At 65.1% G+C, this 25,718-nt stretch carries 20 protein-coding genes and 1 pseudogene; 11 read left to right on the forward strand and 10 right to left on the reverse strand.

Features of this window, described 5'->3' with window-relative positions; genetic code table 11:
- Positions 1-915: 915 nt before the first annotated feature.
- The 4 genes and pseudogenes from AC1Q64_RS02515 to AC1Q64_RS02530 form a co-directional block, all read left to right on the forward strand.
- A pseudogene (locus AC1Q64_RS02515) lies at positions 916-1,098 on the forward strand (IS5/IS1182 family transposase); the annotation flags it as partial.
- A 250-nt stretch (positions 1,099-1,348) separates the two neighbouring features.
- Positions 1,349-3,955: an ATP-dependent chaperone ClpB gene (gene clpB, locus AC1Q64_RS02520; RefSeq protein WP_492250337.1), complete on the forward strand. Its 2,607-nt coding sequence runs from the start codon at positions 1,349-1,351 to the stop codon at positions 3,953-3,955.
- A gap of 75 nt (positions 3,956-4,030) precedes the next feature.
- Complete coding sequence (locus tag AC1Q64_RS02525; RefSeq protein ID WP_492250338.1) at positions 4,031-4,381, forward strand: hypothetical protein; 351 nt, start codon at positions 4,031-4,033, stop codon at positions 4,379-4,381.
- Between the two features lie 148 nt (positions 4,382-4,529).
- Positions 4,530-5,969 (forward strand): coniferyl aldehyde dehydrogenase, encoded by a 1,440-nt coding sequence (locus tag AC1Q64_RS02530; RefSeq protein ID WP_492250339.1) that lies wholly within the window; start codon positions 4,530-4,532, stop codon positions 5,967-5,969.
- On the opposite strand, the gene AC1Q64_RS02535 is transcribed toward AC1Q64_RS02530, so the two are convergent.
- Positions 5,941-7,839, reverse strand: coding sequence for a hybrid sensor histidine kinase/response regulator (locus AC1Q64_RS02535; protein WP_492250340.1), 1,899 nt, complete (start codon positions 7,837-7,839; stop codon positions 5,941-5,943). The genes AC1Q64_RS02530 and AC1Q64_RS02535 overlap by 29 nt on opposite strands.
- Positions 7,826-8,461 carry a response regulator gene (locus tag AC1Q64_RS02540; RefSeq protein WP_492250341.1) on the reverse strand — a complete coding sequence of 212 codons (636 nt, stop codon included), beginning with the start codon at positions 8,459-8,461 and terminating at the stop codon, positions 7,826-7,828. Before AC1Q64_RS02540 ends, AC1Q64_RS02535 begins: the two co-directional genes overlap by 14 nt.
- A 163-nt stretch (positions 8,462-8,624) precedes the next feature.
- Here AC1Q64_RS02540 and AC1Q64_RS02545 point away from each other — a divergent pair, with 163 nt between their 5' ends.
- The 3 genes from AC1Q64_RS02545 to AC1Q64_RS02555 all read left to right on the forward strand — a co-directional run bounded on the left by AC1Q64_RS02545 (position 8,625) and on the right by AC1Q64_RS02555 (position 11,262).
- On the forward strand, positions 8,625-9,230 hold the full coding sequence (locus AC1Q64_RS02545) for a hypothetical protein (RefSeq protein WP_492250342.1): 606 nt from the start codon (positions 8,625-8,627) through the stop codon (positions 9,228-9,230).
- 169 nt (positions 9,231-9,399) lie between these two features.
- Positions 9,400-9,921, forward strand: a complete 522-nt coding sequence (locus AC1Q64_RS02550; protein WP_056065189.1) for a GNAT family N-acetyltransferase — start codon at positions 9,400-9,402, stop codon at positions 9,919-9,921.
- Between the two features lie 174 nt (positions 9,922-10,095).
- Positions 10,096-11,262: a methyltransferase gene (locus tag AC1Q64_RS02555; RefSeq protein WP_492250343.1), complete on the forward strand. Its 1,167-nt coding sequence runs from the start codon at positions 10,096-10,098 to the stop codon at positions 11,260-11,262.
- Between the two features lie 16 nt (positions 11,263-11,278).
- On the opposite strand, the gene AC1Q64_RS02560 is transcribed toward AC1Q64_RS02555, so the two are convergent.
- The gene (locus tag AC1Q64_RS02560) at positions 11,279-11,812 is read right to left on the reverse strand and encodes a hypothetical protein (RefSeq protein WP_492250344.1); all 534 of its coding nucleotides are present in this window, start codon (positions 11,810-11,812) and stop codon (positions 11,279-11,281) included.
- Positions 11,813-12,063: 251 nt separating this feature from the next.
- On the opposite strand from AC1Q64_RS02560, the gene AC1Q64_RS02565 reads away from it, so the two are divergent.
- Complete coding sequence (locus tag AC1Q64_RS02565) at positions 12,064-13,041, forward strand: tRNA dihydrouridine synthase (protein ID WP_492250345.1); 978 nt, start codon at positions 12,064-12,066, stop codon at positions 13,039-13,041.
- Between the two features lie 7 nt (positions 13,042-13,048).
- On the opposite strand, the gene AC1Q64_RS02570 is transcribed toward AC1Q64_RS02565, so the two are convergent.
- Entirely contained in the window at positions 13,049-14,986 is a 1,938-nt protein-coding gene (locus tag AC1Q64_RS02570; protein ID WP_492250346.1) for a phospholipase D family protein, read from the reverse strand.
- A 137-nt stretch (positions 14,987-15,123) separates the two neighbouring features.
- Positions 15,124-16,326, reverse strand: a complete 1,203-nt coding sequence (locus tag AC1Q64_RS02575) for an ammonium transporter (RefSeq protein ID WP_492250347.1) — start codon at positions 16,324-16,326, stop codon at positions 15,124-15,126.
- A gap of 210 nt (positions 16,327-16,536) precedes the next feature.
- Between AC1Q64_RS02575 and AC1Q64_RS02580 the strand changes: the two genes are divergently transcribed.
- Entirely contained in the window at positions 16,537-17,796 is a 1,260-nt protein-coding gene (locus tag AC1Q64_RS02580; RefSeq protein ID WP_492250348.1) for a PA0069 family radical SAM protein, read from the forward strand.
- Positions 17,797-17,889: 93 nt separating this feature from the next.
- Here AC1Q64_RS02580 and AC1Q64_RS02585 read toward each other — a convergent pair whose 3' ends face one another.
- On the reverse strand, positions 17,890-18,960 hold the full coding sequence (locus AC1Q64_RS02585) for a sodium-dependent bicarbonate transport family permease (RefSeq protein WP_492250349.1): 1,071 nt from the start codon (positions 18,958-18,960) through the stop codon (positions 17,890-17,892).
- A gap of 89 nt (positions 18,961-19,049) precedes the next feature.
- Here AC1Q64_RS02585 and AC1Q64_RS02590 point away from each other — a divergent pair, with 89 nt between their 5' ends.
- Positions 19,050-19,949: a LysR family transcriptional regulator gene (locus tag AC1Q64_RS02590; RefSeq protein ID WP_492250350.1), complete on the forward strand. Its 900-nt coding sequence runs from the start codon at positions 19,050-19,052 to the stop codon at positions 19,947-19,949.
- Positions 19,950-20,071: 122 nt separating this feature from the next.
- Here the strand turns inward: AC1Q64_RS02590 and AC1Q64_RS02595 are convergent, their stop codons facing one another.
- The 3 genes from AC1Q64_RS02595 to AC1Q64_RS02605 form a co-directional block, all read right to left on the reverse strand.
- Positions 20,072-21,112, reverse strand: coding sequence for a DMT family transporter (locus AC1Q64_RS02595; RefSeq protein WP_492250351.1), 1,041 nt, complete (start codon positions 21,110-21,112; stop codon positions 20,072-20,074).
- 174 nt (positions 21,113-21,286) lie between these two features.
- Positions 21,287-21,619, reverse strand: a complete 333-nt coding sequence (locus tag AC1Q64_RS02600; protein WP_492250352.1) for a GNAT family N-acetyltransferase — start codon at positions 21,617-21,619, stop codon at positions 21,287-21,289.
- Between the two features lie 71 nt (positions 21,620-21,690).
- A complete protein-coding gene (locus tag AC1Q64_RS02605) occupies positions 21,691-22,560 on the reverse strand; it encodes a LysR family transcriptional regulator (protein WP_492250353.1) in 870 nt (289 codons plus the stop codon).
- A gap of 137 nt (positions 22,561-22,697) precedes the next feature.
- Between AC1Q64_RS02605 and AC1Q64_RS02610 the strand changes: the two genes are divergently transcribed.
- Entirely contained in the window at positions 22,698-23,732 is a 1,035-nt protein-coding gene (locus AC1Q64_RS02610) for an NAD(P)H-quinone oxidoreductase (RefSeq protein ID WP_492250354.1), read from the forward strand.
- A gap of 76 nt (positions 23,733-23,808) precedes the next feature.
- Here AC1Q64_RS02610 and AC1Q64_RS02615 read toward each other — a convergent pair whose 3' ends face one another.
- Positions 23,809-25,527 carry a phosphoethanolamine transferase gene (locus AC1Q64_RS02615; RefSeq protein ID WP_492250355.1) on the reverse strand — a complete coding sequence of 573 codons (1,719 nt, stop codon included), beginning with the start codon at positions 25,525-25,527 and terminating at the stop codon, positions 23,809-23,811.
- Positions 25,528-25,718 lie beyond the last annotated feature (191 nt).

Below are 25,718 nucleotides of genomic sequence, written 5' to 3' on the forward strand. Positions count from 1 at the left end.
GTAGCACTGTAGTCGATTATTGGTAGCATTGGGTTGCTACAGTCTAAGGGTTCTCTTACTGATTCTCTGAGCGGTCTGATGGCACAGCGCTGAAACCAAGGTGATATCCAAATGAAGCAGTCAGCCTATGCTTGGGCGACACTGCTGAGCCTACGTCTGAGGACAAGTTCACCGACATTATTGAATCGGTGTTCCTGTACTGAAACGATCTGGCAAATAACGTTCAATGCCCTGTAGAGCGGGTGCTGAGGCCGGCCGCCGTTTGCGGTGGGCATTTTTCTGTGTACTTTATTCATGCCGTAGTTGCGCACGCCCAGTGCCTCGGCGCTGGAAGAAGCACTGCGCGACGTGCCAGCTTTTCGGGAGTTTGCCGGTATGATTCAATAGGATGATTAGATCGCCAGCAAGTCGAGAATGCTGCGCTAGGGCAAGTGTCTGAAGTGCCTCAAGCTGCCCAATCAGAACTCGAACACTTCAAATGTTCTGCTGCAGGCCAGGGAAGTGCAACTACAAGCGGGCGCGATGTCGGATGTCATGCCCATTGCAGTTCCCAGCTCGACCAATATCCAAATCAGCGTGCGAGATTGAGATGTCTTGATGCGGGAAGATCCGTCAGTGATACCTCGGTATCAAGGCGCATATTGCTGGGGATTCGGAACCGACGCGCATAGTGCGATGCACCGCTGGAAGAGTGCGCGACTTGGTGGAGGCAAATACACCGTTCCACGGGCAGGGGGCTGGTGTCTGTGAGGATGAGAATTGCTAAAGGCTGGGCACCCGACCCAATACAAACCAGCACTTACCATTGCAAGTACCCGTGGGTCGCGGTAAGTGCCAGGCGCTGGACAGGGCACGCAATGGGGATGCTTTGCTGGAGTAGTACGAGAAGACCTAAGCCATATCCGAGCTTAGTTTGAGCATCCCTTTAGATTGCCCAAGCAAGAGTTCGAGCACCTGAATCTGCGCCACAGGAGGTTCAAGAAGAACACAGTGCAGATCGTGACGCTGTTCCATCTAGGCAATCCCTGGATGGCGCGGCATCAGCAAATGGCCTGTCTGAGGTCGGTGCGCGTGAAAGGGGCGCGAAGCCCGACATAGCGGCAATGTCCCCTGCGCTGCGCACGATTGGATGCTGGGCGCGCGCTTCGGTCGCCAATACTGAGGCAGTATTAGTTCGTGCAGCGCTACGGAGTGATCACAACCAATCTGTGAAGAGAGTCGTTTGTGTGATCTCTGTCGGCAGTGATTCGCAGCCAATCGCTGACTTAGGTCAATCGCCTGTCACGGCACTGTCTTGAAATCAGGCACTCCCTGCCTCAAGTTCAGTGCAATTCGGAGGATATAGACCATGCGTCTCGACAAATTCACCACCAAGTTCCAGGAAGCCCTGAGCGATGCACAGAGCATTGCCTTGGGCAACGACCACGCCTACATCGAGCCCGTGCACATGCTGGTGGCCATGCTCAAGCAGGACGATGGCCCTAAGGCGCTGCTGCAGCGTGCAGGTGCCAATGTGCCGGGGCTTTTGGCGGCGGCCGAGGCGGCCGTCAAGCGCCTGCCCCAGGTGCAGGGCAACGACCAAGTCCAAGGTGGCCCCGAGCTGGGCCGCGTGCTGCAGGCCACTGAGAAAGAGGCCATCAAGCGCGGCGACCAGTTCATTGCCAGCGAGCTGTTCTTGCTGGCCGTGATCGATAGCAAGGGCGAGGCCGCCAAGATCGCCAAGGACAACGGCCTCACCCGCAAGAGCCTGGAGGCCGCCATTGAAGCCGTGCGCGGCGGCCAGAAGATGGACAGCGCCGAGGCCGAAGGCCAGCGCGGTGCCCTGGCCAAATACTGCATGGACCTGACCGAGCGCGCCCGGCTGGGCAAGCTTGACCCCGTGATCGGTCGCGACGATGAAATCCGCCGCGCCATCCAGGTGCTGCAGCGCCGCACCAAGAACAACCCCGTGCTCATTGGCGAACCCGGTGTGGGCAAGACTGCCATCGTCGAGGGCCTGGCCCAGCGCATCGTGGCCGGTGAGGTGCCCGAAAGCCTCAAGGGCAAGCGTGTGCTCAGCCTCGACATGGCGGCGTTACTGGCGGGCGCCAAGTTCCGGGGCGAGTTTGAAGAGCGCCTGAAAAGCGTGCTGAATGAGCTGGCCAAGGACGAAGGCCAGACCATTGTCTTCATCGACGAGCTGCACACCATGGTGGGCGCAGGCAAGGGCGAGGGTGCGATGGACGCGGGCAACATGCTCAAGCCCGCTTTGGCGCGCGGCGAGCTGCACTGCGTGGGCGCGACGACGCTCGACGAATACCGCAAGTACATTGAGAAGGATGCGGCGCTGGAGCGGCGCTTTCAGAAGATTCTGGTGGGCGAGCCCACTGTGGAGGCCACCATCGCCATCCTGCGTGGCCTGCAAGAAAAATACGAAGTGCACCATGGCGTGGACATCACCGACCCCGCCATCGTGGCCGCGGCCGAGCTGAGCCACCGCTACATCACCGATCGCTTTCTGCCCGACAAGGCGATTGACCTGATTGACGAGGCGGCGTCCAAGATCAAGATCGAAATGGACTCCAAGCCCGAGGTGATGGACAAGCTCGACCGCCGCCTGATCCAGCTGCAGATTGAGCGCGAAGCGGTGCGCCGCGAGAAGGACGAGTCTTCGGTCAAACGCTTCGGTTTGATCGAAGAAGAGATCACCAAGCTGCAAAAGGAAATCGCCGACTACGACGAGATCTGGCAGTCCGAGAAAGCCCAGGCGCAGGGCAGCGCGCATGTGCGCGAAGCCATCGACAAGCTCAAGTTCCAGATCGAAGAGTTCACCCGCAAGGGCGACTTCAACAAGGTGGCCGAGCTGCAATACGGCAAGCTGCCTGAGCTGGAAAAGCAACTCAAAGAGGCGCAGGCGCAAGAGGCCGGCAAAGACGGCGCTCCCGCCACACGCCGCCTGTTGCGCACGCAGGTGGGCGCCGAAGAAATCGCCGAGGTGGTGAGCCGCGCCACGGGCATCCCTGTGGCCAAGATGATGCAGGGCGAAAGGGACAAGCTCTTGCAGATGGAGACCAAGCTGCACGAGCGCGTGGTGGGCCAGCAAGAGGCGATTGCTGCGGTGGCCAACGCCATCCGCCGCTCGCGCTCGGGCCTGTCCGATCCCAACCGCCCCACGGGCTCGTTCCTGTTTTTGGGCCCCACGGGCGTGGGCAAGACCGAGTTGTGCAAGGCGCTGGCAGGCTTTTTGTTCGACAGCGAAGACCATCTGATCCGCATCGACATGAGCGAGTTCATGGAGAAGCACTCCGTGGCCCGCTTGATCGGCGCGCCGCCCGGCTATGTGGGCTATGAAGAGGGCGGCTACCTCACCGAAGCCGTGCGCCGCAAGCCCTACAGCGTGCTGCTGCTCGATGAGGTGGAAAAGGCCCACCCCGATGTGTTCAACGTCCTGCTGCAGGTGCTGGACGATGGTCGCCTAACGGATGGCCAGGGCCGCACCGTGGACTTCAAGAACACCGTGATCGTGATGACCAGCAACATCGGCTCGCATCTGATCCAGGCCATGGTGGGACAGGACTCGGACGACATCAAGGAAGCGGTGTGGGGTGAGCTCAAAAACCACTTCCGTCCCGAATTTCTGAATCGCATTGATGAGACCGTGGTGTTCCACGCGCTCGACGCGCAGCACATCGCATCGATCGCCAAGATCCAGCTGCAATTGCTGCAATCCCGGCTAGCCAAGATGGATTTGGAGTTGCAGGTGTCGGATGCGGCGTTGGCAGAATTGGCCAAGGTAGGGTTCGATCCGGTGTTTGGTGCGCGGCCGCTCAAGCGGGCGATCCAGCAACGCATTGAGAACCCGCTGTCCAAACTGTTGCTGGAAGGGCGTTTTCCGCCCAAGAGCGTGATTCCAGTCACCGTGAACCCCGTGCTCGAGCCAGGTGTGTTTCAGTTCGGTGTCGCCCCGCAAGAGTGAGGCGGTCTCGGGAAGGGATTGCGGCGCCATTCTGGGTTGCAATGCTCTTCCTAAGTTGTGAAGGAGAGGTGTTGTTTGAATGATTTTGTTGCAGGCGTTGTGAGCCTGCTGCTTCGGGTGTTGTTCATTGCCATGGGGCTGGTTCTGTTTGCCAGCTTTCTTGTTGCGGCCATGTTGCTTGCACTGGTGTGGGCGCTGCGTGCAGGCTGGGCGCGCCTTACAGGGCGGCCGGTGACACCGTGGGTCATGCGCGTGGACCCGCGCACGGGCTTCAGTGCCATGTTTCGTTCCACAGAGCGGTGGTCGGCTGGGCGACGTGGTGCAGCGCCTGCGGATGTCAGTGAGGAGGCTACTGCGCAGCGCCGTGGTGGCATCCTGCCAGGTGCGACCCAGGTCACCGACGTGGAAGCGCGCGAAGTCCGATGATGCGGAGGTGACGGCCACCGCGCCACAGCCATAGTCAGCCTATGCGGGCGCACGGTCCCTGCCGCACAGGGAATGCCAACGGTTTTCAACCTTGGTACCCCCCATTTTTTTGTGACGCGCCGATCGGGGTGTCTCCTATCATCCGACCATGACACCAGCCGATATCCACGCCCATTTTGATCTTCAACGCCAGGCCAGCCGCGTGCATGTGGATGTGCCGCTGCTTGTGCGCCGTGAGCGGCTGCTGCGCCTTCGCAAGATGCTCGATGAGAATGGCCCGGTGCTGGCGGCTGCCGTCCACGCTGACTTTGGCATGCGTTCACCCCGCCTGACCGAGGTGGCCGACTTCTTCGTGCTGCGCACCCTGCTGTCGCACACGCTGCGTCACCTGGCGAAGTGGACGAAACCCCGCAGGGTGCACACGCCCGTCTACCTGCAGCCAGCCCATGCCTTCATCCAGCGGCAGCCACTGGGGGTAGTGGGTGTGATTGCCCCGTGGAACTACCCGGTGCAGCTGGCTCTGGCACCTGCTATCACGGCCTTGGCGGCGGGCAACCGCGTGATGCTCAAGCCCAGCGAGCTGACACCCCACACCTCGGCCCAATTGGCGCTGCTGGTGGCGCAGTTCTTCTCCCCCGACGAGTTCTGTGTGGTGCAGGGCGATGCCAACCTGTCGGCCTTGTTTGCCTCGTTGCCTTTCGATCACTTGGTGTTCACCGGTTCCACCGCCGTAGGGCGCAAGGTGGCGCAGGCGGCCGCGCAGAACCTGACGCCGACCACGCTGGAGTTGGGTGGCAAGTCGCCCTGCATCATCGACGGCCATTGCGACATGTCGGATGCGGCTCTCAAGATTGCACACGGCAAGCTGCTCAACGCGGGGCAAACCTGTATTGCCCCCGACTATGTGCTGCTGCCGCGCGGCCGTGAGGGCGAGTTTGCACAGGCTTACCGGGCCGCAGTGGCGCGCCTGTTCCCCACCATCGAGGGCAACGCCGACTACGCCTCCATCATCACGCCCCGCCACCATGCCCGCCTGCGCACGATGCTGCAGCAGGCGCAAACGCAAGGGGCTGAGGTGCACACTATCGACCCTACCGATGGCAAGCCCGTGGTGCCCACGGTGGGTACGCTGGGCGATGGTGCTAGCCGTCAAATGCTGCCCACGCTGGTGTTTGGCGCCACGTCACAGATGCAGCTCATGCAGGAGGAGATATTTGGCCCCATCCTGCCGGTGATCTCCTACGAGCGGCTGGATGATGCCATTGCCCACATCAACGCCGGGCCGCGCCCGCTGGCGCTGTACTGGTTTGGCCAGAGCGAAGCCGTGCGCGATGATGTGCTGCGGCGCACCGTGAGCGGTGGCGTGACGGTGAACGACACACTGATGCACATTGCCCACGACAACCTGCCGTTTGGTGGGGTGGGCGACAGCGGCTGGGGGGCCTACCACGGTGAGCAGGGCTTTCTGCGCTTTTGTCACCAGAAATCGGTGCTGGTGCAATCGCGCTGGGCCATGGGGTCGCTTTTTTACCCTCCCTATGGCGCCAAGTTCGACCAGGTCATGGGGCTGCTGCGCCGCTGGTTGTAGTGCTTTGCGGGGGCTGCGCGCGCACTTCCAGAACGCCGTCGTGCTCGCCGTCGGCCAGGATGGCGAGGAGGGGTGGTTGGGTGATGAGCTGCACCATCGCATCGCGCAGCTGACCGGTGGAGACCGGCTTGTGCAGCAGCAGGGCGGATGTGGATTGCGCATCCCGCAGGCGTTGGGGCGAGGTGTCGCCCGTCATGATGATTGCGGGCACGTTGGTGCCTAGATAGGCGCGCAGCGCCTGCAGCACCTGCTTGCCGGTTTCTTCGTGCCGAAGTCGGAAGTCGGTAATGATGATGTCGGGTGTCACGTCTTCCAGCGCTTCCAGGGCATCGGCGCTGGACTCTGCCGTCATGCAATGGCAGCCCCAGCTTTGCAGCAGTGACTGCATCCCAAGGCGCACGGCCTCGTCATCGTCGATGGCCAGAACCTTCAGTCCCCGCAGGCTGCGGGCGTCCTGAGGCGCGGTGGCATCATCCTCCAGCGCACCCTGCCAGCGGTCCAGCCACAGCCTGAAGACAGAGCCCCGGCCTGATTGCGAACGCAGCTCCACGGATGTGCGCATTTCGCGTGCCAGGCGTTGCACGATGGCCAAGCCCAGGCCCAGGCCTTTGCGACGGTCACGCTCCGGATTGCCGAGCTGATGGAACTCCTTGAAGATGTTTTCCCACTGGTGTTCGGGAATGCCCGCCCCGGTGTCCCACACCTCCAGCGCCAGCCTTTTGCCGCGCGTACGGCAGGCAATCAACACCCCGCCTTTGGCTGTGTAGCGCAAAGCGTTGGAGATGAAGTTATGCATCACCAAGCCGACCAGGGAGCGGTCGGCAAATGCGGCGGCAGAGGTTTCGCGCGTGCGGTACACCAGCCCGGCCGTGTCCGCCTGTACGCCAAACTCCTGCTCCAATGCGGTGAGCAAGGGCTGCACAGCAAAAGCAGCGGGCCGTACCTTGACCACACCGGCGTCCAGCCGGGAGTAGTCGAGCAGGGTAGTAAGCATCTCGGCAGCAGCGCCGGATGCGGCATGTGCGTGTTTTAGTACGGTGCGCTGGTGGTCGTTGAGCGGGCTGCGGTGCAGGGATTCCAGAAACAGGCCCATGGCATGCAAAGGCTGGCGCAGGTCGTGGCTGGCTGCGGCCAGAAAGCGTGATTTGTCGCGGTCGGCCTGCTCGGCGGCCTCTTGTGCAGCCAGAGCCCGCTGCGACTCGGCACGCAGTTGGTTGACCAGGCGTTCGTTTTCCAGCTTGAGCGCAATGCTGCGCCGCGTGGCGCGGTCGGCTGTGCCTGCCTGCAGGCAGGTCAGCGCGTAGTACACCGCGGTCAGGAACAGCGCAGGCCACATCACGGGCCCGCCCGCCAAGGCCACCGACAGCATCACGCCGCCAATGGCGCTGGTGAGGTAGGTGACGTAGGCTCGGTACAGCGGCGCGCCCAGCCCGAGCGCTCCCGACGACACGGTGCTGATGATGCCGATGGCGTAGATGACGCTGTCGGACGTACCCCAGTACAGCACCACATAGCCCAGACTGCCCCAGCTCAGCCCCATCGCCGCCATGCAGGCGATGAGCTTGCGAGCCGCCTGCGGTGCGGGGTCCACAAAGGGGGCAATGCTGCGCAGCGTGAGGTACACCCCGGCCACTACCAGCGTATGCGACACCAGCCACACCGTGGTGGCCTGCGTGTCCGCCACGCGGGCCATGACCCAGAGGGTGCCCAGGGCCGTGGCCAGCGATGCCAGCAGCGTCATCGGAAAGTTCTGCCGCAGCAGGGCCACCTGTTCGCGCAGCACCTCGTCGCGCTCCCACACCGGCCAGCCCCAGCGCGTGGGTGGAATCACCGGTTCGAGGGGCAGCGGACTGCTCTCAGAGGGGGTCATGGAGCTGCGGGGTGGACAGGCCCAGGCGCTGGGCCGCCAGCAGCGCAGCGCTGCGGCTGTTGACGCCCAGTTGCGCAAAGATGGCAGCCACATGCACACGCACCGTGTTCTCGCTCAGCCCCAGGTCGCGGGCGATCACCTTGTTGGGTCTGCCGGTGCACAGCAGCGACAGCACATCAAGCTGCCGCGCCGTGAGCGACGGCGTGTCGGGCCCCCGCACCGTGGCGCTGTTGCCGCTGTTGATCGGAAAACACGGCTGGCCCGACAGCGCGCAGCTAATGGCCTCCAGAATGTCTTCGGCGCTGGCGGACTTGGGCAAAAAGCCATCAGCCCCGCGCGCTCGCGCTTCGTGGATGGCATCGGGCGCCACACTGGCCGACACGAGCACGATGCGCGCCCGGGGGCAGGCCTGCCGCAGCAGTCGCAGGCCGTCCAGCCCGCTCATGCCGGGCAACTGGATGTCCAGCAGGACCAGGTCGGTCTCGGCTTGCTGCAGTGCGCAGGCATCGGCTATCGACCCGGCCTCGGCAATGCTGCCCACGCTGGGATGGTCCTGCACGATCAGGCGCAGCCCCGTGCGGAACAAGGTGTGGTCATCCACAAGCAAAAGACGGGCAGTCATACAGGCAAGTATTGCGCACAACCGGGTGTTGCGGGCTAGTCCATTTGTGCGATGGACGCACGGATGTGCACTTTCTAGACTTTCCGTCAAGCATTGAAAAGCACTTGGGGTGCGCACCAATGCGCAAACCTTCGTAACCACATTCCGTTTTCAAAGGGTTCCCATGACGATCAATGCACACACCCATGGCGCAAGCACCTCCGAAGCAGGCCTGCACCACAGCCAACGACGACCGGCGGTCGCCCCAGCCTCCGCCCATGCGGGCACGGGCCTGGGGGGCAACAGCGTGGCGCATATCGTGCAGGAGCATTGCCCCGACATGCTGGCAGCAGCGGGCGTGGTGATCGAGCACCTGGACGCCCAGGCCGGCACCTGGCAGTTCTCGGCCGACGCTGGGCAGACCTGGCGTGCCATCCGCACCGACCTCATCAACCGGCCGGGCAACATGGGCCTGGCGCTGGACCGCGATGCACGCCTGCGGGTGCTGCCCTTCGGCGGCCACCGGGTGACGGGTGCACGGGTGGCGTTTCATACGGTGCAGCGCAGCCACGGCCAGGGCAACGGCAGCTACCGTGCCTATGCCAGCGAAGACCGCGACGGCGGTTCGCGCACCGTCACCCTGGTGCTCAGCCTCGCGGCTGTCAATGGCGCGCCACCAGCGGTGCATGTGCCCCGCCCACGCAACAAGCGCGCGATGGTGCAGCGCGCAGCAGTAGCGGCCACAGCAGCTGCGGGCAGCGCCTTGTCGGGCGCCATGGCCATGGCCTGAGGGAGCGGCTTGGAGGCCTGCGTGAGCAGGGGCTCGATGGGGCGAAAAGCGAGGCCCGGAGGCGTGACCTAAAGGGCCGCGCTACCCGCCTGTCAGGGAGGAAAAACCGTTTGCGGCGACAATGCCGGTCCTTTTGTTTTTTCATTCCCCGTTTTCGTTCGGTTTTTTCATGTCAAGTATCCAGGTTCGTCCCGCTACGCTTCGCGATGCCAAAGCCATTGCCCAGATCCACACTGTCTCTGCCCAAGAGGCTTACAAAGGACTGGTGCCAGACGAGCAGTTGAAATCCATGTCGGTCGAAAAGCGCCAGGCCTACTGGCGCGAGGCCATTGAATATTGCGAGCCCCAGGTCCAGGTGGCGGTCGATGGCGAGAAGATCGTCGGCTTTGTCGGCTACGACCGCTCGCGCGATGAAAAGTCCCGCCCCACCACCGGTGAAATCTGGGCCATCTACGCCGCCCCCACCCATTGGAACCAGGGCGTAGGCCTGGCCCTGTGGGACGCCGCCCGTGACGGCCTGCAAGAAGAAGGCTGCACCAACGTCACGGCCTGGGTACCGCTGCGCAACGAGCGCGCGCTGCGCTTTCACGAGCTGGCCGGCTTCAAGCGCGAGCTGTCCACTGCCAAGACGGCCGTGATCGGCGGCGTGAAGATCGAAGAAGTGCGCCTGAAGCGCCCGATCAACGCATAAAGTGCGACGACACCCCCCTGCGTCGCTGCGCTCGTTCCCTCCGCTCTTGCTTCGCTGCGCTGCGCGGGCAGGGGGGCGATGCCTTCGCTGCGGGGCGGCCCTTGCTCGGCATCCCCGGCCTGCCGCGCGCCTGTTTCCCACACTACGGACTGTGCGCGGCACTGTCAGACTCTGATGCCAACAAATCCTTCCACCATCCACTGGACCCACCAGGGCCAGCCCCAGCAAGCCCTGTGGCGCTCCGAGAGTGGCGTCTCGGCACCGCGCCGGTTAGAGGGGGCTGACGACACGCTGGCCGCCGACACGGCTTACCGCATGGCCTGCGAGGGCACGGGCTTGCTGTGGCAGGGTGATTTCCAGAACGCGCGGCACCTGCTGCAAGCGCTGATGCGCCGGGCCGACAAGAAGCCCCGCAAGGCGGCTGCAAAGGCGTCCCAGAAACTGGCGGCGGCCACTGCGGCCGAAGCGTTTCACCTGCACCGCCAGGCGCAAGCGCAGCGCGCACGGGTGCTGGCGTCGGTGCTGATTCCGCTGGAGGGCGACTACAGCATCGCGCTGCGCCGCGCGCCCGACTGGCGCCAGGCCTGCACCGAGGCCTGGGGGCCAGCGACTGGCGAGCGCTCGGTGGCCACGCTGCGCGAGCTACTGGGGCTGGTGGGCGCGCACGAGTGGCGCAAGAAAGGGGTTGAAATCCCTGCGCTGGGTGCCCCGCCGCTCAACCGCATTCATCCGCACTATGGCGTGTTCTCGCCGGTGCGTGGCGAATATGTGGGGCTGGTGGTTGCTGCACCTTTGCCCAGCAAGGCCCTGGCGTTTGATATTGGCGTGGGCACAGGGGTGTTGTCGGCCGTGCTGGCACGCCGAGGTGTGCAGCGTGTGGTGGCCACCGACCAGGACCCCCGGGCGCTGGCCTGCGCACGCGAGAACCTGCAGCGCCTGCAGCTGCTCGACCGTGTCGAGTTGCAGCAAGCGGACCTGTTTCCACCGGGCCGGGCGCCGCTGGTGGTGTGCAATCCACCGTGGGTGCCGGCGCGCGCCAACTCGCCCATCGAACACGCCGTGTACGACGAAGGCAGTCGCATGCTCAAGGGTTTTCTGGCGGGGCTGCCTGAGCACCTGGAGCCCGGCGGCGAGGGCTGGCTGATCCTGTCGGACCTGGCCGAGCACCTGGGCCTGCGCCCGCGCGAACAGTTGCTGGCCTGGATTGCCGAAGCGGGCCTCGAGGTGCGCGGTCGCCACGATGTGAAGCCGGTGCATGCCAAGGCTGCCGATGGACAGGACGCACTGCACGCCGCGCGCGCCGCAGAGGTCACCTCCCTGTGGCGGCTTGCTGCTGCCTGAACCTGCGTCGAACTGCTCAACCCAGCAGTGCAGGCTGTGTAACGACAAAGGCTTCAGTAGTCGGGCTAGCGGGCAGCAGCTGGTCCAGCCGCTCGCGCAGGCTGGCAGCACGCTCGGCACCTGCAGCGAGTGCCACTTCTTCAAACATGGCTTCGCCCACGTCCAGCATGCTCGTACGGTCCTTGGCAGCGCGCAGCGCCTCGCGGAAATGCTGAGCCAGCACGGGGTCGCGGCGCGCAAACAGGCGCTCGCAGGTGTCAAACAGGTACATGCGCGCACCGGCCAGCGACCGCAGGGATTCGCCGGGTGCCGGGCGTTCGATGGAGGGCGCGGCGGGTTCTGGCGTGGGTGGCAGGTCTGCCGGCCCGGTCAGGTAGCCCTGGCGCATCAGGTTCTCGACAATCTGCGCGCCAATGCCGTTGTACATGGCCTGCAGGTCTGACAGCGGTTTGCCGTCTGCCAGCAGGAGCAGGGAGCGTTCGCGCAGGCTCAGGGTGCGCACACCGGGCGAGAGTTCCAGGCGGGCTTTGTCGGTTTTTTGCAGCAGCATGGGGTATCTCCGTGGCAGTCTGAGGCGGGCATTGCACCAGTCGGGCGTGACGCCGTGATGACCCCTTGCCGCACAATCGAGGGCTTGCCGGCGCTGCCCCAGGCGCCAGGTATCCGTTTCATTGCTCCTTGTTTGATAGCTGCTGGCGAATATTGCACTAGCGCTTGGAGCTGTTTTTGTTTTATTTTTGCTGCTGAGTGCCTGTGCAAGCCCATTTTTCGGAGCGGGCTCATTGAGCCGGCCCCCCTGAGATGACCTTGCTGCTCGCCCCGATGGAGGGGCTTCTGGATTTTGTGTTGCGCGATGTGCTGACCCGCGTGGGCGGGGTGGACCGCTGCGTGTCCGAGTTCATCCGCATCACCGGCACCCTGTTGCCCGACAAGGTGTTTCTGCGATACGTGCCCGAGCTGCGCAATGGCAGCCGTACCTTGGCCGGTGTGCCCGTGCGGGCGCAGTTGCTGGGGTCCGACCCGGTCAGCATGGCCGAGAACGCTGCACGCCTGGCTGCGCTGGGCCCCGAGGGGATTGATCTGAACTTCGGTTGCCCGGCCAAGGTGGTCAACCGCCACGGCGGCGGCGCGGCCCTGCTGCAAGAGCCCGAGCGCATTGCTACGGTGGTGGCAGCGGTACGCCGCGCCGTGCCAGCGCACCTGCCGGTATCGGCCAAGATGCGCCTGGGGTTCAACGACACCCACCTGATGCGCGAATGCGCCCAGGCCATGCAGGCAGGGGGCGCTGTCGAGCTGGTGGTGCACGCACGCACCAAGGCCGACGGCTACCGCCCCCCCGCTTACTGGGAGCACATCCCCACCATCCGCGCGGCGGTCTCCATCCCGGTGGTGGCCAATGGCGAGATCTGGACAGTGGCCGACGCGCAGCGCTGCCGGGAAGTGTCGGGCTGCGACGCGCTGATGCTGGGGCGAGGCATTGTCGCGGACCCCGGCCTTGCGCGCGCCATTCGTGCTGCCGATGCAGGGCAGCCTGATACGGACACTGTGGTGTGGGCCGATCTCGTGCCACACCTGGCCGCGTTCTGGCAGCTGGTGTGCAACGACCTGGAGCCGCGCCAGCGCGCGGGTCGCCTCAAGCAATGGCTCAACCTGCTGCGCCGCCGGTTTGCCGAGGCCGAAGTGGCGTACCAGCATGTGCGTACCATGACGGACCAGCGGGCGATCACCGTTTGGGTGGCGGACTTGCAGGCGCAAGCCCATTGCGCCAAAGGCGCTTAGGCCACCGCTACAGCAAGTGGTCGGGCGCCAGGGGCCCCAGCAGCTGCAGCATCAGCCGCAGCGGGGCGCTGGCATCGGGCTCGGTGGTGGCATCGGGCAGCCCGCTGCCCTCGGGGGCGCGCCAGCGCAAGCCCTGATCAGTGGCCTGCACCTGCCAGGCGGCTTCTTTCAGCGCTGTCTCAATCTGTGCGGTGGCGCGGCGCGACAGTTCGGTACTGCGAATCAGCAGCGCCACCTCGGTGTTCTGCCGCTGAGAGCGCATGTCCAGGTTCATCGACCCCACCGCCAGCAGGCGGCCGTCCACGATCAGCAGCTTGGAATGCAGCATGGCGCGCGAGCTGCCTTGTGAACCCATGGCACCCGCGCTGCCGCCCATGCTGCCCGATGCTCCCAAGGCGCCGCGCAGCACACCCGGCAGTTCGCTGTGCATCTCGTACAACTCCACTCCCATGCCGAGCAGCAGCGGCCGGTGGCGCGCGTAGCCCGCATGGGCAATGGGCGCGTCGTTGGAGGCCAGCGAGTTGGTCAGCACCCGCACCCGCACGCCGCGAGCCCGTGCTGCGGCAAAGGCGGCCTCCATATCCGGCCCCGGCACAAAGTAGGGCGAAATGATGAGCAGGTCGCGCCGCGCCTGGCCCATCAGCTGCAGCAGCCCGTCCACCACGGTGTCGGTTTGGGCCTCGCTGGCTTCGGGGCTTGCGCGGGGGCTGTCTGGTGGTGCGCCGTTGGCGGCTGTGGCGGTGCTGTCAGCCACCGGCAGCACGCGGGGTAGGGCGCCAGCGGCGCTGTCGGCCGCTGGTACCGTGCGGGAGCCCGATACCAAGGCTGCGGCAGCGGCCTTTGGGCCACTGCTCGCCCCTGCAGCGGCGCCGGTGCCTGGACCAGGCGACGGAGGTGCCAAGGCCGGCGCGGCCCCGTTGCCTGCGCCAGCGCTGTCGGCCGGGATCTTGGCAGGCTGGTCCACCAGCACCGCCGCTGCAGCCCAGACGAACGGGGTGCGCTCCAGGTCCATGGGCTCGTAGTTCCAGATCCGTGCGCGCTGCGCTGCGGTAGTGCCTGGCCCCATGTCGGGCGGCAGGCGGTCGGGGGCCGTGGTGCCGCCCTGGCCGACAACGCGGCTTCGCCGCCCCGCGTCTGCCGCGCGGATGCTGTCGCGCAGGTGGTCAAGCTCGCTTTGGGTGATGAGCGACTGCACGGGGTAGGCGCGCTCGTTGTTCCAGTAGTTGTCAAAGCTGCGCGACAGGTCCCGCACGATGGGACCTGCAGCCAGCACGTCCAGGTCCACAAAGTTGCCCGAGTCGGCATTGCCGAAATAGGCGTCGCCCAGGTTGCGGCCCCCCGTCACGGCCATGGCGTTGTCGGCAATGAAAAGCTTGTTGTGCATGCGCTGCTGCACGCGCGAGAAGTCGCCCAGCAGGCCCAGCATGCGGCCGATGGGCGACCCCCTTGCGCCCGTGAGGGGGTTGAACATGCGCATTTCGATGTTGGGCACAAACGCCAGCCTCATCACCTGCGCATCACGCCCGGTGCTGTGGAAGTCGTCCAGCAGCACGCGCACGCGCACGCCGCGCTGGGCTGCTGTCACTACGCTGAGCAGCAGGCGTTCGCTGCTGGCGTCTGCGTGGATTGCGTAGTACTGCAGGTCCAGGGTTTTCTGGGCGGCATCCACCAGTGCCAGTCGGCTGCTGTAGGCGGCTTGCGGGCCACTGAGCAGAGCAAACCCCGAAGCGTGCCGCGCCCCATCGGCGGCCCTGCGTGCTGCCACCAGCTGGCCCAGGGGGGTATCGCCAGGGGCCGCCCAGGCTGCCGACACCGGGCGGTCCACATCCTTGGGCAGGCCCGCGCAGCCTGCAAGGGCCATGGCAATCACCACCAGTGCCATGCCCAGCCAGCCGGGGCTGGCCCGCTGGGGCAGGGTGGGAAGCGGGGAGGGCAAAGAAAGCATGGCGCGATTGTGACCGTGGAGCCGTTGGGGCGCAGGGCTAAGGTATAGCCGCGCTCCAGCCAATGCGATGTCGGACAGCGCGCCAAGGCGATGGCCTAGGCCCGGTCCTGGGCCCAGGCCATCGCCGGTTTGGCTGGCTACCAGCTCACTTCGCGGTCAGGCGTGGCACTGATCTTGTGAATGCTCAGGTCAGCACCGTCAAACTCTTCTTCCTGTGTCAGCCGGATGCCCACCGTCTGCTTGAGGATGCCGTACACCACCACACCCCCCACCAGGGCCCACACCACGCCCAGGCCTGTGCCGATGAGCTGGGCCGACAGGCTGACCCCGCCCAGCCCCCCCAGTGCCTTGCTGCCAAAGATGCCCGCAGCCAGGCCGCCCCAGGTGCCGCACAGCCCGTGCAGCGGCCACACGCCCAGCACATCGTCGATCTTCCATTTGTTCTGCGTCAGGGTGAACATCAGCACAAAGATGGTTCCGGCCACTGCGCCCACCACCAGCGCACCCATTGGGTGCATGAGGTCCGATCCCGCACACACCGCCACCAGGCCCGCCAGCGGGCCGTTGTGAACAAAGCCTGGGTCGTTCTTGCCCAGCACCAGGGCGGCCAGCGTGCCGCCCACCATGGCCATCAGCGAGTTCACAGCGACCAGGCCCGAGAGCTTGTCCACGGTCTGCGCGCTCATCACATTGAAGCCGAACCAGCCCACCACCAGCACCCAGGCGCCCAGCGCCAGAAACGGGATGTTCGACGGGGGGTGGGCCGAGATTGCACCGTCCTTCCGGTAGCGGTTGGCGCGCGAGCCCAGCAGTACCACGGCCGGCAACGCAATCCAGCCACCCATGGCATGCACCACCACCGAACCCGCAAAGTCGTGGAACTCTTCGCCCGTCAGCGCCTTGATCCAGGCCTGCACGCCAAAATGCTGGTTCCAGGCAATACCCTCAAAAAACGGGTACACAAAGCCCACAATGACTGCCGTTGCGATCAGTTGCGGCCAAAACTTGGCGCGCTCCGCAATGCCGCCCGACACAATGGCCGGAATGGCTGCCGCGAACGTGAGCAAGAAGAAGAACTTGACCAGCGCATAGCCGCTTTGTTGCACCAGCGACTCAGCCCCGATGAAGAAATGCGTGCCGTAGGCCACGGTGTAACCGACCACAAAATACACCACGGTGGACACCGAGAAGTCCACCAGGATCTTGACCAGTGCATTTACCTGGTTCTTTTTGCGGACTGTGCCTAGCTCTAAAAACGCAAACCCGGCGTGCATGGCCAACACCATGATCGCCCCGAGCAAGATGAACAAGGCATCTGTGCCCTGTTTGAGTGCTTCCATAACGTCCTCGCGATAGTGATTGATCGACTCTGGTGCGTTTTCATGAGACGCCACAGATTTGCACCAAGATGAAGCAAGAAGCGCGCCAAGAGTTGGTGCAATGTTTTGCACCGAGTTGGGGCTTGGTAGGAGGGACGGTTTGTCGGCGGTGGATAAATACTGTATAAATAAACAGTTTTACTGCACATCCCACTCCATCTCCTGCTCGCCATGAGCCCACCTCCCGCCCCCGACGATGATTTGCCCGTACAGCCGCAGGATATCCGCGTCCCGCTGCAGGCCATCCGTGGGCGCGGTGCCGCCACGGCCATGGCGCACCGGTTTGCCAAAGACCAGCGCGAACGTGCGGATGATGGGTGGAGTCACCCGCAGCGCCTTGGCAGGGCAGAGGGCCTGGGGCATGGCGGCACGGGGACGGCGTGGGATGACGGCCCGAACGTCATGGGTGCTGGAGAGGGCGATGGATGGGGCGAGAACGACGAAGGCGCCTGCGTCAGCCCCTCGCCCGCCACCCGCGTGCATTTTGAGACGGCGCACAGCGCCCTGTGTGCTAACGACTCGCCAGACATCTTTTTTGAACTCTCGGTCAACCCCTACCGGGGTTGCGAGCACGGCTGCATCTACTGCTATGCGCGGCCCACGCACAGCTACCTCAATTTTTCGCCCGGGCTCGACTTTGAGACGCAGATCGTGGCCAAGCACAATATTGCGCAGGTTTTGCGTCAAGAGCTTGCGCAGCCGCGTTACGTGCCGCGCTTGCTCAACATCGGCTCCGCCACCGACTGCTACCAACCCGTAGAGCGCGACCTGAAACTCACGCGCAGCGTGATCGAGGTGATGCGGGAGGCTCGCCACCCGTTTTCGCTGATCACCAAATCCAGTGGCGTGGAGCGCGACCTCGACCTGCTCACTCCGCTGGCGGAGCAGCGTCTGGCGGCTGTATACGTCACGATCACTACGCTTGATGCAGTGTTGGCCCGCCGCATGGAGCCGCGCGCTGCAGCACCCCACCGGCGGCTGCGGACCATCCGCGCATTGGCCGACGCCGGCGTGCCTGTGGGCGTGAGCGTGGCGCCCCAGATCCCGTTCATCACCGAAGATATGGAGCACGTGCTGGAGGCCGCACGCGACGCCGGTGCGCGCACCGCGTTCTACACCGTGCTGCGCCTGCCGTGGGAGCTGGATGCGTTGTTTCGAGAGTGGCTCGCCGTGCACTACCCGCAGCGCGCGTCACGCGTCATGGCCCGGGTGCAAGACCTGCACCACCTGACCGGGGCCCAGCGCGCGGCAGGCAAGACCTATGACAGCGACTTCGCCACCCGCATGAAGGGCAGCGGGCTCTGGGCAGATTTGCTGCGCCAGCGCTTTGCCAACACCTGCCGCCGCCTGGGGCTCAACCGGGAGCGCGAGGGGCTGGACCTTGGGCAGTTCAGGCCGGGGCTGCTGAAAGGGCAGGGCAGCCTCTTCTAGATCCCGTTCCCGTTCCCGTTCCCGTTCCCGTACCCGTGCACCGTGCACCGCGCACCGCGCACCGAGCGCCCCTACCCGTAGTGCGTTGCCTCGTCAGCCCCCCCACACCCGCTGCACCACCTGCGTGTACAGCGGAATGCCCACCAGGATGTTCAACGGAAACGTCACCCCCAGCGAGAGGCTAACGTACAGCGACGGGTCGGCTTCGGGGATGGCATAGCGCACTACAGCAGGCACCGCGATGTACGACGCGCTGGCAGCCAGCACCATGAGCAGCACTGCATCCCCCGTGGGCACCTGCAGCAGCCAGGCCAGCGCCAGGGCCAGGCTGGCATGCGTCAGCGGCCCCAGCACCGCATAGGCCAGCAGCCACGGCGATTGCTTGCGCACTGCAGGCAGGTTGCGCGCGGTGGACAGGCCCATGTCCAGCAAGAACAGGCACAGCATGCCCTTGAACAGATCGCCCGAGAACGGTTGCATCGCCGCCTTGCCGGCATCGCCAGTCACCATGCCGATCACCATGGCGCCCAGCAGCAGCAACTGGGTGCCGTCGGTGAACGACTCGTGCAGGATCTTGCCCACCGACAGGTGGGGCCCTGGCTTGCCAGGTGCGCCGCCTGTGCTGCCTCCATCCAGTGAGGGCCCACCTGCCGACGCCATGGCCACCACGGGTTGCACGCGCAGGAGGGTGCTTGATGTGGTGACTGCCACCGACTGCCGCTGCCGCATCGCATTGGCCAGCATCACCGCCAGGATGATGGCGGGCGACTCCATCAGCGCCATGGCTGCCGCCATGTAGCCGCCGTAGGCAATGTGCTGTGACTCCAGGTACTGTGTGGCCGTCACAAAGGTCACCGCGCTGACCGACCCGTAGGTGGCTGCGACCGCCGCTGCGTTAAAGCCCGACAGCACCCGCCGTAGCAGCGCATAGCCCACCAGCGGCACCACCACGGCCAGGAGCACCGCCAGCCCCAGACTGCTGGCCACACTGGGTGTCAGGCCTGAAGCCGCCAAGGCAAACCCGCCCTTGAGGCCCAGCGCCATCAGCAGGTAGATGGACAAGAACTTCGAGATCGCCGCCGGCATCTCCAGATTGGATCGGACCAGGCCCGCAAACACCCCCAGGGCAAAAAACAAAATCGCAGGGTCCAGCAAGCTTTGCATCATTCAACTCCTTGTTGGGGGCTGATGCTAGGGAGGTGTGGCTGCAAAGTAAAATCGATTCGAACACAGTTATCTATAGATAAAAATCTATGAACATCACCTTTCGCCAGATGCGCCTGTTCGTGGCGCTGGCCGAGACGGGTAGCGTCAGTGCCGCCGCCAAGGTCATGCACGTCACCCAACCCACCGCGTCCATGCAGCTGCGCGAGGTGACCCAGGCCGTGGGCCTGCCGCTGTACGAAGTCATCTCGCGCCGTGTGCACCTCACCGAGGCAGGGCACGCCCTGGCCCGCACTGCGCGCGCCATTGCGGGCGAGTGGGACGCGTTCGAACAGCGTGTTTCGGGCGCCAAGGGCCTCACCAGCGGGCGCCTCAAGGTGGCCGTAGTCAGCACTGCCAAATACTTTGTGCCCCGCCTGCTGGGCAGCTTCTGCAAGCTGCACCCGCAGATCGATATCTCGCTGGAGGTGCTCAACCGCGACCACGTCATCACCCGCCTGCGCAGCAACCTGGACGACCTCTATGTCATGTCCATGCCGCCTGCGGATTTGCCGCTGGAGGACCAGATCCTCATGCCCAACCCGCTGGTTGTGATCGCTCCCGCAGGTCACCCCCTGGCCGCCAAAAAGCGCGTCAAGCTCGCGCAATTGCAGACCGAGCGTTTCATCCTGCGCGAAAAAGGTTCAGGCACTCGCATGGCCACCGACGCCCACCTGCGCCAGCTGGGCTTTGCGCCCAGCGCCGTGCTGGAGCTGGGTAGCAACGAAGCGATCAAGGAGTCGGTGGAGGGCCAGCTGGGCGTTTCCATCGTCTCCCACCACGCCCTGGGGCCGCACCACGAGGGGCTTGCCGTGCTCAAGGTGCAGGGCTTTCCCATCCAGTCGCAGTGGCACCTGGTCTGGCCCAAGGGCAAGCAGCTTTCACCGATTGCCGAGGTGTTCCGGGCGCATTTGGTGGGAGAGGTGGAGGGCTGGATGGCACTGCGGTGATCGCGCACCCTGCAGGCTTGCCGACGGCGGGGGCCTTGGTGATGACTGTGGGGGAGGGCGCTTAACGCCGAATGCCGTGCTGCCTGCAAAGGGACGGCCCCGCCACAAGCGGGTGTTCGGTCTCAATGCACATGCCGATGGTGGATGTCCGGGTAGTGCGGGTGCGCGTGCTTCAGTGGCAGGTGCGTGTGTCGGTGGCTGTGTTTGCCGCTGCCGCGATGCTCTACGCCATGCGCGTGCTGGTGGTGCTCGTCATGTTCGTGTTCGTGCTCGTGTTCCAGCGCTTCGTGTTGGTGCTCGTGGCTGTGGTGTTCCGTGAGGTGCAACCACACCCCCAGGCCCATCAGCGCAGCGGCCATCCAAAACACCCATGACGTTGGTTCCGAGAACACCAACAAGGACACAACCACCCCGATGAAGGGCGCGGTGGAGAAGTAGGCTCCCGTGCGGGCTGTGCCGAGCCCGCGCAACGCCAGCACAAACAGCACAAGGCTCAGGCCGTACCCCAAAAGGCCGACAGCCATCGTTGCAGACAGTGTGGCCCACGAAGGCCAGGCGGCGCCCATGCTGATGGCCAGCGTGGTGTTGACCGACCCCGCGATCAGGCCCTTGATGCTGGCAACAAAGAGCGCGTCGGAGGCAGAAACCTTGCGTGTGAGGTTGTTGTCGATGGCCCAGCACAAGCAGGCCAAGCCCACCAGCCAGGAGCCCGTGCCGCCGGGTTGCCACGGAGAGCCGGTCTGCCAGCCCAGGGCAATGCCTCCCGCCACGATGGCAAGCATGCCCCCCACGATGCGCCGGTCGGCGTTTTCTTTGAACACCCACCAGGCAATGACTGCGGTCAGCACCGCTTCCAGATTCAACAGCAGCGAAGCCGTGGCGCCGCTGGTGGAGTGCAGTCCCAGCATCAGCGCCACAGGCCCCATCACGCCTCCAAACAGCACGGCGCCCAGGAGCCAGGGCCATTCATTCAAGGGAATGCCAGAGGGCTTGAGCCCGCTATCGCGGACCACACGCACCAGGGCCAGTCCCAGGCCGCTGCCCAGATACAGAAGGCCTGCCAGCAGCACCGGTGGCAGGTCGCCCGTCAGCAGCTTGGCAAATGGGGTGCTGGCGCCGAAGAGCACCGCTGCGCCCAGGGCGTAAATGACGCTTTGATTCATGACGGGATTTTCTACCTGAAGGCGCTTGGTGTCTTCAGCGGCTTGGGCTGTCCCGGTAGGAGCAACTCCACCACCAATACCCGCGGTTTGTGCTGGCCATCCATGGCGAATAGCGTTCTTTGCCATCGCCAGAAACTGATCGCCCCTGGCGGGCACCGCTGTCAGCGGGCCTGTTTACACCAGTACGTCCCGCAAAGACCCGTCCTTGTCGAACTGCGCCTTGGCAAACGGGCACAGCGGGACCACCTTGGTGTTTGTGGTCCTGGCCCATTGCACCAGCGCGCTGAGCAGCGCGCGCCCTACGCCCTGGCCGCTGAGCGAAGTGTCCACTTCGGTGTGGTCCACGATGACCATTGTGGCGTTGGTGCGGCTGTAGGTCATTTCGGCCAGGCGCTGGCCGTTGTGTTCGATGTAGAACGCGCCTTTCGCGTCCAGTTCCCGGTGGTGGATGGTGTGTGGCATGGTGGTGCGCAAGGGTGGATAGGTCTGCGTCAGAGTATGGTGCATGAGGTGCTTCGGCCAGGTGGTGCAGCCAGGTGGCTCGGCCCGTTGGGTAGGACACCATGGGCTGGTGGCGCCTACTGGACTTGGAATGCCTCGGACAAAAACTCTGCCGTGGCGCGCACCCGTGCCGTGCGCTGCAGGTCGGGGTGCATGACCTGCCAGACTTCGTAGTCGGTCGCCCGACGGCGTTCGGGCCAGATGCGCACCAGGCCCTCGCGCTCACCCATCCACACCGGCATTTCACCCAGGCCAATGCCCGCCGCCACGCCCTTGCGCACCAGCAGGCTCGAGCGCACGGCCAGCGCGATCTTGCCCTGGCGGGCGGGCACTCCCGCCATGGTCAGAACCGGGCTTTGCTCCAGGTAGGGTGCGTAGGCCACCAGGTGGTGGCCGCGCAGTTCGTCATCGGGCACGGGCACGCCAAAGCGCTCGATGTAGCCCGCACTGGCGAACAGGCCCACAGGCCACGACACCACGCGGCGCACCACGAGGTCGGGCGTCTCGGGCCGGACGTTGCGGAAAGCGATGTCCACCTGGCGGCGGCTGAGGCTGAGCAACTGGGTGGACACCTCCAGGTCCACGCGAATGTGGGGCCAGTGCTGTTGCAGGCGCTCAATGGCGGGCATGAGCAGGTCGATGGCGATCGAGTCGGTGCTGGTCACGCGCACCAGGCCGCCGGGGCTGGTGTCCTGGCCCTCGATGCGGGTGCGCAGGTCCAGGGCCGCGCTTTCCATGCGGCGGGCGGCGCCCAGCGCCGTCTCGCCTGCGGCGGTGAGCAGGTAGCCGTCCTTGGCACGCAGAAACAGCTTGGCGCCCAGCTCTGCCTCCAGCGCGTTCAGCCGCCGCCCGACGGTGGCCTGGTCCACGCCCAGGCTGCGCGCGGCGGCGCGCAAGGAGGGGGCTCTCGTCAGAGCAAGAAAAATGCGGGTGTCGTCCCAGTTCATGGTGGTCGAGAGGGGGCGGGGGAGAACCAAGTGTGATGCAAATTTACATCGCCATGGAGCGAAATTGCTGCGTTTAAAACACTGCGATGCGCCCTATCCTCAGAGGCATTGAAAGCCATGCTTGAGGAGCAACACCCATGTCCACGCCTGTGAATGAACCGCCCGCAACCACCCAACGCACCATGCAAGCCATCGTGTTCGATGACTTCGGCGGGCCCGAAGTGCTGGTGGCGCGCGAGATGCCTACCCCCGAGGTGCGTCCGCACGACCTGCTGGTCCGCAACGCCTCCATTGGCGTCAACCGTGCCGACCTGTCGCACCGCAAGGGGGCCTACGGCCGCGCCTACTTTGGCGATGCCGACACCATGGGGCTGGAGATTGCGGGCACGGTGGTCGCCATGGGGCCCGAGTTGCAAGGCTTTGCCGTGGGCGACCGCGTGATGGGCATCGTGGGCGGCGGTGCCTACGCCGAGCTGTCGCGCATCGACCACCGCATGGCCATGCAGGTGCCGGATGACATCGACCTGGTGGCCGCAGGCGCCGTGGCCGAGGTGTTCGTGACCGCGCACGAGGCGCTTTTCCACCTGGCTCGCCTGCACGCTGGCGAGTCGGTACTGATCCATGCAGCGGCGGGCGGCGTGGGATCAGCCGCCGTGCAGCTGGCCCATGCGGCGGGTGCGCGCGTGTTTGCCACGGCGGGGGGCGACAAGCGCGGCGCCGTGCTGGGTTGCGGGGCCGATGTGTTCATCGACTACCGCAGCGAAGACTTTCAGGCGGTGGTGGACCAGGCCACGCAGGGCCGGGGCGTGGATGTGGTGATCGACTTCATCGGGGCTCCGTACCTGCAGCGCAACGTGCGGTCTCTGGCCGACGGCGGACGCCTGGTGTCGGTGGGGCTGCTGGGCGGTGCGCAGGGTGCGGAGCTGCCCATGGATGTGCTGCTGTACCGACACCTGCAGATTTTTGGCACCGTGATGAAGTCCCGCCCGCCCGAGGTCAAGCAGGCCATGGTGCAGCGGTTTGCCCAGCAGTGGCTGCCAGCCTTGGCCGCTGGAGTGATCCGGCCGGTGATCGACAGCACGTTTGCACTGGCCGATGCTGCACAGGCCCATCGGCGCATGGAGTCTGGCGCCAGCATCGGCAAGATTCTGTTGTTGCCCCAAGGGAGCTGAGCTGGCTGCGCCCTGCGCCACACCTTTGTGGCACAGGGCTGCCGGGGCCGTCCGCCTGGCCCCGCCTCGGTCCGCCTCAGCCCGCCGCGGCGGGCTTGCGGCACGCGGCAAACATGTCCAGCTCGGTGTTGTACGCCTCGGTCTTCACATCCATCAGGCCCAGTACCGAGTGGAAGTAGTGGTCGTGCGTAATGCGTCGCTCGCCCAGGTCTTGCTGCAGGCAGCCGGTGGCCAGGTGGGTGCGGGCCTGCATGGCGGGTGACAGCCAGGTGATCCAGGGCACGTGTTTTTGCACGTCGGGCGCAATGGAGTAGGGCAGGCCGTGCAGGTAGATGTTGTTCTCACCCAGCGACTCGCCATGGTCTGCTACGTAAATCATAGCTGTCTGGGCATGTTTCTCTTGCGCTCCCAGCCACTGGAGCACTGAATCGAGGAAATGGTCCGTCTCGACGATGCTGTTGTCGTAGGCGTTGACCACCTGCTCGCGCTGGCATTCCTGCAGCGAGGTGGAGGTGCACTCGGGGCCAAACTTCTTGTTCTCGGGCGCGGAGCGCTTGTAGTACGCGGGGCCGTGGCTGCCCATCTGGTGCATCACCACCACGGTGCCACGCTGGCGCTGCTCGGCGGGCAGGGCGGCGATCTGGGCGCCCAGGTCCTTGAGCATCACGCGGTCCAGGCATTCGCCGCCAGCACACAGCACGGGGTCTTTCTGGGTGCTGGTGATGGTCTCGCCGACGCGGTCGCACACGCCCTTGCAGCCTGACTGGTTGTCCACCCACAGCACCGCGAGGCCTGCATGGTGCAGCACGTCGATCAGGCTTTCGTAGTTGGCCGAGCGGCCCTCGTAGCCCGTGCGGCCCAGGTGCGAATACATGCAGGGCACCGACGCGGCGGTGCTGGTGCCGCAGGACCAGGCGTTGCGAGCGCTCACCAGGTCCTTGCGGGCCGAGAGGCGGGGGGTGGTGTCGCGCGCATAGCCGTTGAGGCCAAAGTTGCCGCTGCGGCCCGTCTCGCCCAGCACCAGCACCAGCAGCGGGGGCTTGGCCTGGCCGGCATAGCTGGCGCCCAGCTGGGCGTCACGGCCCAGCGGCAGGATCTTGCTGGTGTCCATGCGCAGGGGCTTGGTGGCGATGTTGCCCAGCGCGTACACGCTGTTGAGGGGGTTGATCAGGTAGCGCAGCTTGGTGTGGTTGCGCATGGTGGACGCAAAGTCCTGGAACACCAGCAGCAGGCACACCACGATGACCGCAATGGATCCCGCCAGCAGCAGCCCGTTGTGCGCCAGGTGGCGCAGCGCGGTCAGGCGCTGCACGGGGCGGCGGTACAGCCACAGCAGCGGCGGCACCGCCAGGATGAGCACGGTGCCCAGCATGCGCAGGTTGAGCAGGTCGCCGGCTTCCTTCACGTCGGTCTGCATCACGTTGACCAGCATGCTGGCGTCGATGGCGATGCCGTAGGCGAGCATGAAGTACGCACCGAACGCGGCCATCAGCACCAGCACCAGCACTGCGGGCTTGAGCGTCCAGCGCCAGGCCAGCAGGCTCAGCAGCGCCGCGTTGCCCGCCGCGACGATGAGTGCAAACGCCAGCGCAAAACCCCAGCCGCGCAGGCTGCCCTGGCCGGGAAGCTGGGCCACCTCTTGCCACAGCGGCACGTTGCAGGCCGTGGCCAGCCAGGTGCTGACCAGCACCACTACCCAGGCGGGGTGCAGTGGGCGGGGAGCGGAGGGCGTGGCGGGTGGCTTCGCAAGCGGAGCCGAGTAAAAAGGCAGATATTGCCGTAGAGACGGATACATGGGGTGTAGTTTGCCCGTGGAGGCTTAAGAGTGCGTTAATGCGGGGGGCAATACCTACGGACCGATGGGGATCAGAGTCCCTGTGAGCTGTCTTCGCAACGCTCCCGACCTGGTTGCCCCCGTGATAGTGGACAGATCAAAGCGGTTTGTGCCGGTTCACATGCCCTGTGTTGGCGTCTCTGAAGGTCGCC

Source organism: Acidovorax sp. GW835-FHT14G06, from assembly GCF_058793595.1.